13 protein-coding genes and 2 pseudogenes are annotated in these 13,413 nt (G+C 65.3%); 10 read left to right on the top strand and 5 right to left on the bottom strand.

The window, feature by feature from the left end:
- Window positions 1-544 precede the first annotated feature (544 nt).
- A complete protein-coding gene (locus tag H4W30_RS32630; RefSeq protein WP_043832427.1) occupies window positions 545-1,417 on the bottom strand; it encodes an alpha/beta fold hydrolase in 873 nt (290 codons plus the stop codon).
- A 193-nt stretch (window positions 1,418-1,610) separates the two neighbouring features.
- Here H4W30_RS32630 and H4W30_RS32625 point away from each other — a divergent pair, with 193 nt between their 5' ends.
- From H4W30_RS32625 to H4W30_RS32600, 6 genes and pseudogenes are all read left to right on the top strand, one after another.
- Complete coding sequence (locus H4W30_RS32625; protein ID WP_162836042.1) at window positions 1,611-2,261, top strand: TetR/AcrR family transcriptional regulator; 651 nt, start codon at window positions 1,611-1,613, stop codon at window positions 2,259-2,261.
- Window positions 2,262-2,478: 217 nt separating this feature from the next.
- Window positions 2,479-3,039 (top strand): DUF6230 family protein, encoded by a 561-nt coding sequence (locus H4W30_RS32620; RefSeq protein WP_043832425.1) that lies wholly within the window; start codon window positions 2,479-2,481, stop codon window positions 3,037-3,039.
- Complete coding sequence (locus H4W30_RS32615; RefSeq protein WP_318780707.1) at window positions 3,030-3,458, top strand: DUF6114 domain-containing protein; 429 nt, start codon at window positions 3,030-3,032, stop codon at window positions 3,456-3,458. The genes H4W30_RS32620 and H4W30_RS32615 overlap by 10 nt, the downstream gene beginning before the upstream one ends.
- Before the next feature lie 132 nt (window positions 3,459-3,590).
- Window positions 3,591-3,755 (top strand): annotated as a pseudogene (locus H4W30_RS32610) (DUF6114 domain-containing protein); the annotation flags it as partial.
- Between the two features lie 175 nt (window positions 3,756-3,930).
- On the top strand, window positions 3,931-4,260 hold the full coding sequence (locus tag H4W30_RS32605) for a PAS domain-containing protein (protein WP_076153553.1): 330 nt from the start codon (window positions 3,931-3,933) through the stop codon (window positions 4,258-4,260).
- Window positions 4,257-4,379: an ANTAR domain-containing protein gene (locus H4W30_RS32600; protein WP_158077458.1), complete on the top strand. Its 123-nt coding sequence runs from the start codon at window positions 4,257-4,259 to the stop codon at window positions 4,377-4,379. Before H4W30_RS32605 ends, H4W30_RS32600 begins: the two co-directional genes overlap by 4 nt.
- Window positions 4,380-5,279: 900 nt before the next feature.
- On the opposite strand, the pseudogene H4W30_RS44860 reads toward H4W30_RS32600, so the two are convergent.
- The 3 genes and pseudogenes from H4W30_RS44860 to H4W30_RS32590 form a co-directional block, all read right to left on the bottom strand.
- Window positions 5,280-5,509: pseudogene (locus H4W30_RS44860) on the bottom strand (IS30 family transposase); the annotation flags it as partial.
- A gap of 99 nt (window positions 5,510-5,608) precedes the next feature.
- A complete protein-coding gene (gene ctaD, locus H4W30_RS32595; RefSeq protein ID WP_043832423.1) occupies window positions 5,609-7,354 on the bottom strand; it encodes an aa3-type cytochrome oxidase subunit I in 1,746 nt (581 codons plus the stop codon).
- 1,039 nt (window positions 7,355-8,393) lie between these two features.
- Complete coding sequence (locus H4W30_RS32590; RefSeq protein WP_043832421.1) at window positions 8,394-8,963, bottom strand: hypothetical protein; 570 nt, start codon at window positions 8,961-8,963, stop codon at window positions 8,394-8,396.
- A gap of 294 nt (window positions 8,964-9,257) precedes the next feature.
- Here H4W30_RS32590 and H4W30_RS32585 point away from each other — a divergent pair, with 294 nt between their 5' ends.
- The 3 genes from H4W30_RS32585 (at window position 9,258) to H4W30_RS32575 (ending at window position 11,182) form a co-directional block, all read left to right on the top strand.
- Window positions 9,258-9,788 carry a hypothetical protein gene (locus H4W30_RS32585; RefSeq protein ID WP_197684727.1) on the top strand — a complete coding sequence of 177 codons (531 nt, stop codon included), beginning with the start codon at window positions 9,258-9,260 and terminating at the stop codon, window positions 9,786-9,788.
- Between the two features lie 87 nt (window positions 9,789-9,875).
- Window positions 9,876-10,370, top strand: coding sequence for a DUF2243 domain-containing protein (locus H4W30_RS32580; RefSeq protein ID WP_043832417.1), 495 nt, complete (start codon window positions 9,876-9,878; stop codon window positions 10,368-10,370).
- Window positions 10,367-11,182 (top strand): cytochrome c oxidase assembly protein, encoded by an 816-nt coding sequence (locus tag H4W30_RS32575; RefSeq protein ID WP_197684728.1) that lies wholly within the window; start codon window positions 10,367-10,369, stop codon window positions 11,180-11,182. The genes H4W30_RS32580 and H4W30_RS32575 overlap by 4 nt, the downstream gene beginning before the upstream one ends.
- 98 nt (window positions 11,183-11,280) lie before the next feature.
- Here H4W30_RS32575 and H4W30_RS32570 read toward each other — a convergent pair whose 3' ends face one another.
- A complete protein-coding gene (locus H4W30_RS32570) occupies window positions 11,281-12,162 on the bottom strand; it encodes a manganese catalase family protein (protein ID WP_051172177.1) in 882 nt (293 codons plus the stop codon).
- A 471-nt stretch (window positions 12,163-12,633) separates the two neighbouring features.
- Between H4W30_RS32570 and H4W30_RS32565 the strand changes: the two genes are divergently transcribed.
- On the top strand, window positions 12,634-13,398 hold the full coding sequence (locus H4W30_RS32565) for a GAF and ANTAR domain-containing protein (protein ID WP_318780706.1): 765 nt from the start codon (window positions 12,634-12,636) through the stop codon (window positions 13,396-13,398).
- Window positions 13,399-13,413: the final 15 nt, after the last annotated feature.

Raw genomic sequence — 13,413 nt, 5'->3', positions numbered from 1 at the left:
GCGGCGCCCTCCGGCGCCGTAGCCAATCCCGCGACACCCAGGGTCAGATCTTTGATGCCGAGGTCTGCCGAGACCACCTACACGCCTTCGCCGATCTCATCGACGGCCCGCTGACCCACCTGCCTTGCGGTCACGTACGTCGGAACTGCGGGCGACCCGACGGGCGAGTTCTCATCGGCGGCCGACGCGGCCTGACCGCACACCCGGTGTGTCCGTGAAACTGGGGCAAGCTCACTGATTACCGCAATCAAAGCCGCAGCCGCGTAGATGGCTGGTGCGGGGTGTACCGGGACGGCGAATTGAACCCGGCGGGCGGGATCGAAGGTGCAGTGGCACCACGGAGTCAAGCGGCGATTGGAGAACTTCATCGGCCCGCGTGTTATCTCCAGGTCGCTGCCGAAAGACGTGGTAGGAGCCCTATGGCGAGCTGAGCGGACGTTGGGCGCGGCTGGTTCAAACAGGTGCTGGCGGGGTCGCTACTCGGCGGGTTGACGATGTCCTGCTCGCCTTGGTGGGCGGCTCGGGTGGGCGACGATCGGTCGTGTCACGTGTCGGGAGTGGCTGGGAGGTGGTTGAGGTAGTCGAGCAGGGCAGTGGTAAAGAAGTCGTTGTCGTCGCCGACGATCATGTGGCCGGTGTTGGCGATGGTCATGCTGCTGGCGGTGGGGATGCGATCGAGGAGGTGCTCGACGGAGCCTTGGTCGATGACGTCGGACAGTTCGCCGCGGATGAGCAGGGTGGGTGCGGTGATCTGGTGCGCCGCGTCATCGATTTGGCGCAGGGTGTCGGTGAACGCAGCGGGATCGGCCATGAACTGGAGAAGTTGGGGATCCCAGTGCCAGTACCAGCGCCCGTCGCGATGTTTGCGGAGGTTCTTGCGCAGCCCGCGGGTGCTGCCGGGCGTGGTTCGATGCGGGTTGTAGTCCGCGAGCGCGGCGGCGGCGTCGTCGAGGGTGGCGAATCCCTCGCGGTGTTGACCCATGAATCTGAGGATGCGTTCGGCGCCGGTGGTGTTCATCTGCGGGGCGATGTCGACCATGACCAGGGCGCGGCCGAGGTCGTGGTGCGCTTGGGCGACCAGGGCGGTGAGGCCGCCCATGGAGGCTCCGACGAGCACGGGCCTGTCCTCGCACGTTCGGCCGATGTGGGTGAGGTCGTCGACGAGGTGCTCGAGGGTGTAGCCGTCGGGGCAGGCCCAGTCGCTGTCGCCATGGCCTCGGGCGTCGAGGGTCAGCGCGGACCAGCCGTCGGCGGCGAGGCGGGCGGCGGTGCGCTGCCAGGATTTGCGGGTCTGTCCGACGCCGTGGAGCAGGATGGCAGTGCCGCGCGGGTGGGTGCTCGTGTCCGGTGTCCAGTGGTCGCCGGCGAGAGTGATGCCTTTGCACTGGTAGTGGACGGTGGTGGGGCCAGTGGTCACGGGCTGAACCTCTTCTGGGTGTTGTCTCGCGCGAACTGTCGACCGCTCGGGCTGTGCGGCGCGGCAGACCACGCGGTTTAAGACTGACAGTATCGGTCCTAGACTATTAGTTAACAGGCCAGATGTGGGGACTGTGTGACGATCAATTACACGAACTCAACGGCTGCTGGCTGTAGGAGAGAGAGGGGACTCGATGTCGCCCAACGCCGCGATGCCCGCCCAGTCGGAGCCCGGGAATGCTGGCCAGGATCCCCGGCCCGCGCGTTCTCGCGCGCTGCTGATCGACGCGGCCACCCGGTTACTGACCGAGGGCGGTATCGACGCGGTCACCATCGACGCAGTGACGCGCGTCGCCAGCGTTTCTCGCGCAACCCTCTACCGGCACTTCGGCACCGGCACCGAGTTGTTGGCGGCCGCGTTCGAGCAGCTCCTACCGCCGGTGCCGCCCGCCCCGGAGAGCGGGACACTGCGCGAGCGGCTGCTCGCGCTGCTGGCCAAGCAGGCCGCGCTGATCGAGCACGCTCCGCTGCACCTGACGCTGCTGTCGTGGCTGGGCTTGAGCATGTCCACGGCCGGACCCGTCGACAACGTCGACAACGGTGAGCCCGAGAGCGACCGGCCGCGACTGCATACGTTGAAGCGCCGACTCATCGCCCAGTACCGCGAGCCGTTCGACGCCGTCCTGTCCGGTGCCGGCCTGCGCGAGGTCATCGACACCGATCAGGCGCTAGCGCAGCTGGTCGGCCCGCTCATCTTCAACCGGCTGGTCACCGGACGAGCCAGCGGCGCGACGTTCTGTGCCCGGATCATCGACGACTTCCTCGCCGCCCACACGGTGAGCTGACCGAACCGTGCGAGCCGGGACTGTGCGTTATTGTCTCCGGCGCAAGACTGCTAGTCTCGGTACAGGACTCCTAGTCTTATTGAGTCGCGTGCCGCATCGAAGGCTCCGGCCGGTGAGCACGCCGCAAAGAAGGTGGTCGGTCATGGCAACGGTGTCGAGGCATGCAGCCGACTCGGGTGCGAGCGTTGGGGGCGGACGGACCCGGTGGCGCCGCTTCGTGGGACTGCTGACGCCGGCATTGATCGTGGTGGTGCTGATGGTCGGCGGGATGATCAACGGTGTGCTGCCGATCTCCATCGCGGCGGAGGGTCAACGCCGTATCAAGATCGAAATCGATGAGATGTCGGCGACCGGCTACGGGACTTTTCCTCAGTTCTTCGAAACCCAGGACGGCCGCAAGCACACCGTCGTGGTCGTCGGGCTCTCCGGTGTCCGCGCGACCGGGCTGTGCGGCTCGGGCAAGGCGCGAACCCCCTTCGGAGACTATGTGCTGCGGGTCGAGACCAGAGGCGATCAGCGACTGCAGGCCGATGACGTCAAGTTCGCTATCGAGAACATCGACGGCGCTGACCTGGCCGGGGGCACCCTCACGTTGAACCGCCACGACACCGCGCCTGACGGCACGCCGGTGGACTCCGGGCACGAGGGAACGCTCCCGATCACCGCGCGGTCGGTGCTGCTGGACCTGCACGCCGACGTCCGCTGGGTCACCACCAGCGGGCTGAAACTGTCCGCGGTCGACCTGACCGCCGGGACCGACGTCAAGGAGTGCTTCTAGTGGAGCTGTCCTGGGGTCGTTGGTGGGCGGCCTCGGTTCGGTGGCGGCGGGGCCGACCGTTCTGGGGTGGCGTGGTCACTCTGGCCGGTGGGCTGATCATCCTGCTGTTACCCGCCAACCAGTTCACCGTGCTGGCGCTGCCCGGTGTCGCGGGGCTGGCCGGGTTCCTGCTCGGTGGGCTGATCGCGGCCATGGGCCCGCTGCTGTGGTTTCTCCCCGAGCAGCGAGTCATGCTCGGCATCGCAATCGTCCTGCTCGCCCTCGCCTCATTCGTCTATTCCAACCTCGGCGGCTTCCTGATCGGCATGCTGCTGAGCATTATCGGCGGCAGCCTCGGGTTCGCCTGGACCCCCAGCGCGACGAAACGACCAACACCGCCGCACCCACGACCCTCTCCGACCCCGAGGCCCCGCTCCTGACGGGACCGTAACGCGAGCTGCACCTCTCTGTGTCAAGCGGCTGGTGTCAGAGAGGGAACCAACTTGTTGAATCTGGGCAGAGATCGTGGTCTGCAGCCATGATCTTTGAGGCTGTGATTCGGATTCCTACTCGGGGGCGGAATGATCGCCCTCGGTGTGTTGCTCTGGACCCAGCCCCAACACCACGCACCGCTCGGCGTCGCGCTCGTCCTGACGGCTCTGGCCTCGTTCCTCTACACCAACCTGGGCGGCTTCCTGCTCGGCATGCCCGCCGCTGGCGTTGCTGCTGTCGGTTGAGTCAGCGGGTCATCGTCATGGCCGCCACCATCACTCCTGAGTGGAAGGGGGTGATGACATGACCGATGATGCAGAGAAGCGGCACCTGTCCAATCCGCTGGGCGCGGACAGTGTCCATCGGATCGGCCGCTACACCTACGAACGGGCTCGCGATTCCTGAGAGTGGACGACGGGGGTGTACCTGATTCACGGCTACGAACCGGGCGAGATCGAGCCAAGTACGCAGTTGCTGCTAGAGCACAAACACCCGGAGGAACGGCCTCGCGCCAACGAGGTACTCGACAAGGCGCTGGCAACCGGCGAGCCATTCTCCTACTACCACCGCATCATCGATACACATCAGCAGGTACGACACGTGGTCGTGCTCGGCGAGGGCCACCATGACGAACAGGGCCAGGTGCAACGGGTATCCGGATACATTGTGGACCTCACGGAGAGCCCGACCTGGACGTCCAGACCGAGGTGGACCACCAACTGGACGCCGCGCTCAGCACTCGAGCAGTGATTGAACAGGCCAAAAAAACGTTGATGCTGACCTACAGCATTGATAATGCTGTGGCGTGGTCACTGTTGCGCTGGCAATCGCAGGAACACAACGTGAAAGTGCGTGAACTCGCCGCCTGACTGGTCGATGGTATGACGAAACAGCAACACATCTCGGAGCAGAGCAATCAAGAGTTCACTCACCACTTCCTCACCCTGGCCGAGTGCCCCCGCTCCAACTGAGCAACCGAGCGGCTGACGTGTCCTGCTGCGAATCATTCACATCCTGCTATGCGGAAGGGGAAGCTCGCCGACGCCGACATATCCTCCCGGCTCGCCACGTGGCGTGGATGATGGCGTCGTGCATCTGTCGCAGCGGCCGGGCTGGACTCTTCGTCCCTGCTGGCCTCGGTGCGATCAGCGGTAGCTGACTCGCATCTCCAGGGAATAGATACTGGTCTTTTTGGTCTTGTCCTTGACGTGGTATCGCCAGGGCACTTCGTGGGTATTCCGTCGCTTGAAATTCAGCCTGAACCGGGTCTGCGTCGCGACCGTCGTTCGCTGATGGCGGTAAGTAGTTGTTGATCTGAGGCCATAAAATGGTAGCCACGATGCCGAACAGTCGGAACGATCGCGTCGCTGCTCCAGTTGCCTCGTCACCCGTAACTCCACATGCGGTTGATGCTCACTCAGCATGGGGCATTCACTGGGCAGCAGACTACCGATCTTTCTGCTTGTTGATCTGGTGGTCGTGCCACTTCCCCGGCAAGGTGCCTTTCTCCCTCTCGGGATCTGGATCGCCGCCGTAGGGGCGCATACCACTTGAGGCGACGCGCGTATCCAACTCATTACTCTGGTCGTGATCGGCCTCAGGCTCGGGCTGCTCGTCATCGTTGTGCTCGCCGGATGGGCTTTTCCTGATCGGGTCCGGCCTGTCTGGTCGAGAGGAGTCGTGCTCAGGTCCAGTGGTCATCGCGATTCAGCTCTTCCCTCGGGGCTTCCCTAACACTCGGTTAGCACCCCGCGCCATTGACCGGTTCGTCGAAGAGTGGCGATCCGCTGCCGCTCCACCCGAGACAGATACCGGCTCGACCGGGTCTCCTCGGCAACCAATGCGGGTGGAAGCTCGCCGTTCTCCGCCCGCCAGCGGTAGCCGGTTTTACGGCCAATCCCGCGATCTGGCACGCCTCCACCGTCCCTACACCCGCCAGAACCAACTGCCAGTACCGCGACTCAAGATCCAACCGCCGCTTCGCTCCACGCCTCGTCATCAGTACGCCCTCTTCTACCAGGAGTGTTGCGACAAGTACTGGAACCCAAGCCGAACCAGGGGGTCAGATTTCGACCGGCGTTGACAGGGCGCATATCCGCTACTTGCCGCGCGGGTCGCTGCTTGGTCCCTGTTCGTCAGGCTGGGTGAGCGCGGCCCCGAGTTCTTCGGGTGCGGCGGGCTGGGGGCGCTGTTTGACGGGGGTGCGGTGGCTTTCGTTTCGGAACTTTTCGACGAAGTGGGGGTAGTGCAGTTCGAAGGCTGGTCGTTCGGAGCGGATTCGGGGCAGGTCGTAGAAGTTGTGCCGCGGGGGTGGAGACGTCGTCGCCCATTCGAGCGAGTTGCCGTACCCCCAGGGGTCGTCCAGGTCGGTGGGTTCGCCGAAGCGCCAGCTGCGGACGACGTTCCAGATGAACGGCAGCACGGAGGCACCCAAGATGTAGGACCCGATGGTGGACACCATGTGCAACCCGGTGAAGCCGTCGCTCGCAAGGTACTCGGCGTAACGGCGGGGCATTCCCTCCGCCCCGAGCCAGTGCTGCACGAGAAACGTCGTGTGAAAGCCGATGAACGTGGTCCAGAAGTGCAGCCTGGCCAGTGGCTCGTCCATCATCCGACCGGTGATCTTGGGAAACCAGAAGTAGATCCCGGCGAACGTCGCGAACACGATGGTGCCGAACAGGACGTAGTGGAAGTGCGCGACCACGAAGTAGCTGTCGGTGACGTGGAAGTCGACTCCCGGCGCCGCGAGCAGCACGCCGGAGAGCCCGCCGAACAGGAACGTCACCATGAACCCGATCGACCACAGCATCGGTGACTCGAAAGTCAGCTGCCCCTTCCACATAGTGCCGATCCAGTTGAAGAACTTGATCCCGGTCGGCACCGCGATCAGGAATGACAGGAACGCAAAGAACGGCAGCAGCACAGCGCCTGTCGCGTACATATGATGCGCCCATACGGCGAGTGACAGGCCGGTGATGGCGACCGTCGCCCAGACCATCAACTTGTAGCCGAACAGTGGTTTTCGGCTGAACACCGGCACGATCTCGCTGATGATGCCGAAGTACGGCAGGGCCACGATGTAGACCTCGGGGTGACCGAAGAACCAGAACAGGTGCTGCCACAGGATCGCGCCACCGTTGGCCGGGTCGAACACGTGTGCGCCGAGGTGACGGTCTGCCAGCAGCCCGAACAGCGCCGCCGTAAGGATCGGGAACGCCGCGAGTACCAGCACGCTGGTGAACAGGATGTTCCAGGTGAAGATCGGCATCCGCCACATCAACATGCCGGGCGCGCGCAGACAGGCGATCGTGGTGATCATGTTGACCGCACCCAGGATCGTGCCGAGGCCGGTGATGATCAGACCCACCGCCCACAGATCCCCGCCCACTCCCGGGCTGTACGCCGCAGTGGACAGGGGTGTGTAGGCGAACCAGCCGAAGTCGGCGGCACCACCAGGCGTGAGGAAGCCGCCGATGGTGATGAGCGCTCCGAACAGGTACAGCCAGTAGGAGAGTGCGTTCAGTCTCGGGAACGCGACGTCCGGCGAGCCGATCTGCAACGGCACAAGGAAGTTGGCGAAGCCGAACACGTTCGGCGTCGCGTACAACAGCATCATGATGGTGCCGTGCATGGTGAACAGCTGGTTGTACTGCTCTGGAGAGAGGAACTGCAGCCCTGGGTAACCCAGTTCGGTACGCATCAGCAGAGCCATGAGACCGCCGATCAGGAAGAACCCGAACGAGGTCACCAGGTAGAGGATGCCGATCTGCTTGTGATCGGTCGTCCTGATCAACCGCAACAGCACCTGCCCAGGCGGCTCGGCACGACGCGGCGCATGCGGCATCGGCGCCGGTGAGTAGGTGCTCCTCGATGTCTGCGTCACGGGTTCAACTGCCCTCGCTCGCGTCACTGGCAACTCACATCCACTAATGGCGGCACAGGAGTACCCGGCGCCGCTGCTCTTACACCCGCAGTACCCAGGTCTCGGCTTCACCCGCTCCGTGTACGCGCCCGCCTTGCACGAGAAGCACCGTGGCCCCGATCGAAGCGGCAGCACTCAGGGGAACGAGGAGCGCCGGGTGGACCACTGTCAACACAGACAACAACATGGGCCACGTCCTTCCAGAGCCGCTCTGGAGGGGACGTGGCCCATGCCGCTCCCCGGTATCGGGACACTGACCATACCGATTCCGGGGGCTCGGAGCGGTCAGCGTTGCTGACCGTTGGCGTTGGCAACTCGCCTGTGTCAGGTTCGCTCCGTAATTGACGATTGCGATAGCAGACCGCAGCTCTTGGATCGCCAGTGGTGATGCTCGTCGGTCTCCATGCCGTCTGGCCTGAACGGCTACCCCCGCCCGGGTAGGGCAAACGGCGTCGTCAATGTGACAAGCGGCGATATAGCAAGCGCTGATCTCATGCGGAAAGCCGGGAGCGAGATCGCAGTGGTGCCTACGCGTCAGTCCGAGGGTCAGAGCAATCGTGGCTACGCTTCCGCGGCTCGGTCTGCACGCGTCCACAGCCCGAACTCCCAGTCACTCGAGTGGATCCTGCAGTGGGTCCTGAGCACCGGTGCCAGGGAGGCATATGCCTGCGATAGCCGTCATCGTCGCTAACGACGCCGCGGGCTTCGCGTCATGCCGCATCAGTTGAATTGATAGCACCCGTGTCGGTCGATGACAGGGCGTCCAGCACGAGATGGATCGCGACGCCGAGTACGACGTGCCCAACGAGACCGCGCGCGTGGGTTTGCCAGGGGTAGGCTTTCGCTGGTCCAGTGACGCGAAGCAGTGGGCCGGCGATTTCATCGTTGACGACGAACAAGCCGAATCCCGAGAGCGCGCGCTCACGCCTGCTCTGCTGTGTCGAGACCCTTGATGTCGTGGTCAATGTCCACGGCCAGTGATCACATCGCGGATACGATCCACCAGGCCGACACCGGGGGCCAGCATTTGCAGCGCAGCACCCTCCTTCGGACTGTTCGGGTGGGGCCGGGTAGGCGACATCTGCGCCGATTCCTGAGCGCGAACGCCAAGGGTGACCAGCTCGTCGTTCGAGCACGTTTTCTGCATCAGTGGGAACAGCATGAACTCTTGCTCGTGTACCACGGCCTTCACCTGCCCCATCAGAGTATGGATTGTGGGCCAGAAGTGAGGGTCGTCCGGATCCAGGCCTTCGAGCTCCTTCATCGTCTGCTCCGCTTCTGCCAGCGCCGCGATCTCCCGGTCCGCGATCTCGTCGCCGCCGGGCAACCGGTCACGGACGAAGGGAAAGAGGTGGATCTCCTCGACGACGGAGTTCTTCATCAGCCCAATCACAGCCTGCTGCACCAGGCCCCGGGCCTGCTCACTCGGAGCGTTGCGCAGCTTCTCGAGTTGGCTGAACAACAGGGAAACCTGCCGCTGCTGGCCGATGAGATACGTGATGATGCTGGGCGGCGCAATGGTGGCTGTCATGCAATATCCGTACCCGCGCCAGCACACGCCAAACCGGCTTACCCCAGCACGAGTAAACGTCGGCGGAGCGATCAGTACCTGGTCACCGAGTTGGAGCACCCGTGCGCAGCGGGTGGGAACCGAATACGTCGGGAAGGGACCACACTGGGGCTGATCGGCGCGGGTTTGCAGCGGGGACAGCGGTTCGTGTCGGGTTGACATCGATTCGGTCGCACGACCTATCCGCGGTTCACGCTGACCCGCTCCTGCTGGGCCCACACGATTGGGACCGGTGGGCCGGGGTACTCGGGTGTGATGAAACGAGCGCTGTGGCAGGGCCTGGTTGCCGGCGCGGCCGGGGTGGTGGTGATGACGCTGGGCGAGAAGGTGGAGCAACGCCTGACCGGACGCCCCGATTCCCACGTTCCGGCACGAGTTCTGCAACGCCTGACCGGGATGAGGGAACGACCGCGACGACAACCTGTGCCGGTGAACTGGGCGATGCACGTCGGCCAGGGTGTACTGCTCGGCGTACTACGTTCGGTCATGGCGCATGCCGGGCTGCGCGGTCCGTGGTCCTCGGCGAAGTTCGCTGTGGTCCGGCTGACCAATGACCAGATTCTGGAGAACGCCACCGGCGTCGGTGCCCCACCACCCTCGTGGCCCCGGCAGGAACTGGTGGTGGACCTAGTGCACAAGACCGTATATGCCTTCGCCACCGGCATCGTGGCCGATGTCCTGGCCGCTCGTTCCGGACCCGGCCCCGGTCAGAGTCACGCCTCAATGCGCCCCGGCCGCCGGTCCGATGTGGACCCGCTGCCCCGCGACCACGCCTACAGTCGATAGCCGCACAAGGCGACGCACGACAGCGTCGCTGCACCGGCGGACCCTGCCGACACGAGATACCGACACAACCGAGGGTTGACACTGACCATGACCGGACCAGTTCGACCCGGCCCCTCCGAAACCCACTCCATGCCCGGGCGGTCGATGGCGGTGTGTGCGCTGCTCGGTGCGGCGGTGATGGCCGCGGTCGACGAGATCGTCTTTCACCAAATCCTGGCCTGGCACCACTTCTTCGACCGCTCCACTCCGGCGGTCGGCCTGCTTTCGGACGGCCTGCTGCACACCGCCGAGTTGCTGGGCCTGGTGGCCGGCTTCGTCCTGTACGCCGACCTGCGCCGCCGCCGCGCTCTGGCGCCGACCCACGCCTGGGCGGGGTTGTTTCTCGGCCTGGGCGGCTTCCAACTCTTCGACGGCATCGTCGATCACAAGGTGCTGCGCATCCACCAGGTCCGCTACGGCGTCGACACCATCCTGCCCTACGACCTGGCCTGGAACGCCGCCGGGCTGGTGCTGCTGGCCATCGGCGTCGCCTTGGCCGTGCGCGCCCGCCGACGCACTCCAGCCGATGCGGCGGGCGCGTGACTGCCACACACATTCAGCACGCGCCAGCTCATCTCGGCATCGCAGCGATTGAACTGGTCATCGCCGCGACCGCCTGCGCGGCGGTGCTCGGCTACCTGCTGGCTGCCACCCGCCTGCGCCGTCGCGGCGATATGTGGCCCAGGCGACGGGACGTCTTCTTCCTCGCGGGCGGTAGCGCGCTGGTCTGCGCCGTGCTGATCCCGCTTCCGGGTGAACCGTTCACCGGGCACATGACCCAGCACCTGATCACCGCGATGATTGCGCCACTGCTGCTGGTCCTGTCCCGCCCGCTCACCCTCACCCTGCGCGTCCTTCCCCCCGGCCGAGCGCGGCGCGCCCTGCTGACGATGGCGCACTCCCGGCCCGCGGCCTGGCTGGTCTTCCCGCCACTGGCCGCGCTGCTGGACATCGGCGTCCTGTGGCTGCTCTACCGCACCCCGCTGTACGCCGCAACCCAACACCAGCCGCTCGTACACGCGGCGGTCCACGCCCACGTCCTGATCGCCGGGCTGCTATTCACCTTCGCCGTCTGCCAACTCGACCCGCTGCGCCACCGCTGGAACCTCGCCTGGCGCGCGACCACGCTGCTGGCCGCCGGAGCAGCCCATGCCATCCTCGCCAAAACCCTCTACGCCACACCCCCGCCCGCAACCGCCGTCACCACCGACGACCTGCACACCGCCGCCCAACTGATGTATTACGGCGGCGACCTGGTCGAGATCGCCCTCGCCGCCACCGTCGCCATCACCTGGTACACCACGACCGGCCGCGCCCACACTCGACGCCGGCGCCAACCGGCTGCGGCCTCCTGACGAACACCCACGCTCGCCCGCCGCCCCCCTTTCCGGCGTATTCGGCTCCGACCCCCGTGGGGGAAGCCTGGTAGGAACCAGGCATCCCCCGACGACAATCACTCCTGAGTGTCGGTAGTCCCGGTGGCAGGGTTCATCGAGGCGGCCGACGGCGGCGGGGTGCCGTACAGCCGCGGGTCACCGGGAGGCAGCACCGGCCGGTCGCCGTGCGGCTCCGGATTGTCCGTGTAGCTGAAGTTGCGCCCGCTGCCATCGGGCATCTCCCCCGAAGCCCACCTGCCCGCACCGGCTTCGGCGCCATCGCTGCAGTTCATGTACTGGCTGACGAAGTCGAGGTTCTGCTCGGACTCGTTCGGGAACGCCTCGGGCACCGGCAGGCCCTCCAATCCGTCCGCCTTGAGTTCCTCGATCGCCGCCAGCCACTGCTGCTGGTGCATGTGGTCGCGGGCGAGGTTGAACCGCAGCATCGCCTTGACGCCGGGATCGTCGGTCATGTTGTACAGCCGTGACACCTGCAACCTGCCCTGCATCTCCGCCGTCGCATTGAGGTGGAAATCGGCCATCAGGTTGCCGGAGGACGTGGTGTACGCGCCCAGCCACGGCACCCCGCTGCTGTCCTGGTAGTAGCCCCCGCCGCCGTTGTTGATGAGATGCTGCGGGTTGGACCCGCCGTAGATGGCCGCGGTCATCGGATTGTCCGACACGGCCGCCTCCTGCACCGACATCGGCGCACCCTCGTTCAGCCGCGCGATCATTGTGCAGATCATCTCGACGTGGGCCAGCTCCTCGGTACCGATGCCCAGCAGCATGTCCTTGTACTTGCCCGGCATCCGGCAGTTCCAGCCCTGCTGCAGATACTGCAGCGCGACGGTCAGCTCACCCCATTTTCCCCCGAGGATCTCCTGCAGACGTTTCGCGAAGGCAGGGTCAGGGCCATCCGGTTTGGCCTCGAACTGCAAGGTCTGAACATGATAGAACATTGCACTCCTTCTCACGGCTTCGATTGCACACGTCACTTTCGGCCGCGACGCATTCGAGAAGAGTTCCCCTTGCGTGCTCGCCTATGCTCCGAACCGCTGACCTTTCTGGCCGAACAGATACTTCGGCAGGACTGCCAAAAAGTGAATGGACTCACCGCGCCTTGCACGAGGACCCCGCCGGGGCGATCGGCACAGCGAAGCAACTTGTCGAAGCGACCGCGAAGGTCGTCCTGCACGAACGAGGGCTGCCAATCAATGACAACGCCACCGTCCCGGACCTGGTCAAGGCTTCCCAGCAAGCTCTGCACCTGCACCCCTCGCCGACGTCATCCACAACGCCATCGGGGAGACGAGCCGACATCGGCGAGGTACCGCGCGACGGCCGACCAGTGCGATGCATTCGGGTCTGCCGCCACCGCTGTCGAATACCGCATCTGGCCGTGACGTCTATATCCGGACAGAATGGGGCAGGTGGGCGATGAACGATCATCCCGGCAGGCTGCCAACAGTGAGGCGCTGGGGCAGGTAGCGCACGCTCTCAGCGAGGTGGCCCGGTCACTGACCGCGGAACCGGATCTGCACCAGACCATGAAAGGGATCGTGACTGCCGCGGTGGCAACGATCCCTGGCGCGGAGTACGCCGGGGTGTCGCTGCTGGAGGCCGGGCAGCTGCGCACCGTCGCGCCGTCTGACGATCTCGTGGCCCGCTTGGACGAGCTGCAGCATGAGCTGGGCGAAGGCCCATGCGTGGACGCCATCGCCGAGCACCACACCTACCGCACCGGCAACCTCGCCGACGACTCCCGCTGGCCCAAGTTCGCCGACACCGCGGCCAGCCTCGGTGTGGCGTCCGTGCTGGGGTTCCGATTGTTCGCCACCAGCACCACCCTGGGCGCGCTGAACCTGTACTCCTCACAGCGCGACGCGTTCGATGCCGATGCCGAGCACATCGGTGAACTGTTCGCCGCTCACGCCGCCGTCGCCCTGATCGGCTCCCAGGAACAGGCCCAGCTACGCACCGCGCTCGGGACCCGCGACGTGATCGCCACGGCCAAGGGCATCCTCATGCACCGCCACCACCGCACGGACGCGCAAGCGTCCACGATGCTGGTCGAGGCGTCCCAGCACGCCAACATAAAGCTGCACGACGTCGCTGCCTGGGTCGTCGCCGAAGCCAACAACACCGCCGCAGGCCACGACCAAAGAATGGAGGCCGCTCGGGTCACACGGGGCTGAAACCCGGAGGCCTTA

This window comes from Amycolatopsis roodepoortensis (assembly GCF_014873915.1).
GTDB classification, from domain to species: domain Bacteria; phylum Actinomycetota; class Actinomycetes; order Mycobacteriales; family Pseudonocardiaceae; genus Amycolatopsis; species Amycolatopsis roodepoortensis.
Note: the sequence above shows the minus strand (reverse complement) of the source record. Positions and strands in the feature narration are given on the sequence as shown.

Excerpts from the sequence above, each read along its gene's own strand:
- H4W30_RS32585 (WP_197684727.1), top strand. The coding sequence starts at position 9,258 with ATGAAACGAGCGCTGTGGCAGGGCCTGGTTGCCGGCGCGGCCGGGGTG.
- H4W30_RS32580 (WP_043832417.1), top strand. The coding sequence starts at position 9,876 with ATGACCGGACCAGTTCGACCCGGCCCCTCCGAAACCCACTCCATGCCC.
- ctaD (WP_043832423.1), bottom strand. The coding sequence starts at position 7,354 with ATGCCGCATGCGCCGCGTCGTGCCGAGCCGCCTGGGCAGGTGCTGTTG.
- H4W30_RS32625 (WP_162836042.1), top strand. The coding sequence starts at position 1,611 with ATGTCGCCCAACGCCGCGATGCCCGCCCAGTCGGAGCCCGGGAATGCT.
- H4W30_RS32570 (WP_051172177.1), bottom strand. The coding sequence starts at position 12,162 with ATGTTCTATCATGTTCAGACCTTGCAGTTCGAGGCCAAACCGGATGGC.
- H4W30_RS32590 (WP_043832421.1), bottom strand. The coding sequence starts at position 8,963 with ATGACAGCCACCATTGCGCCGCCCAGCATCATCACGTATCTCATCGGC.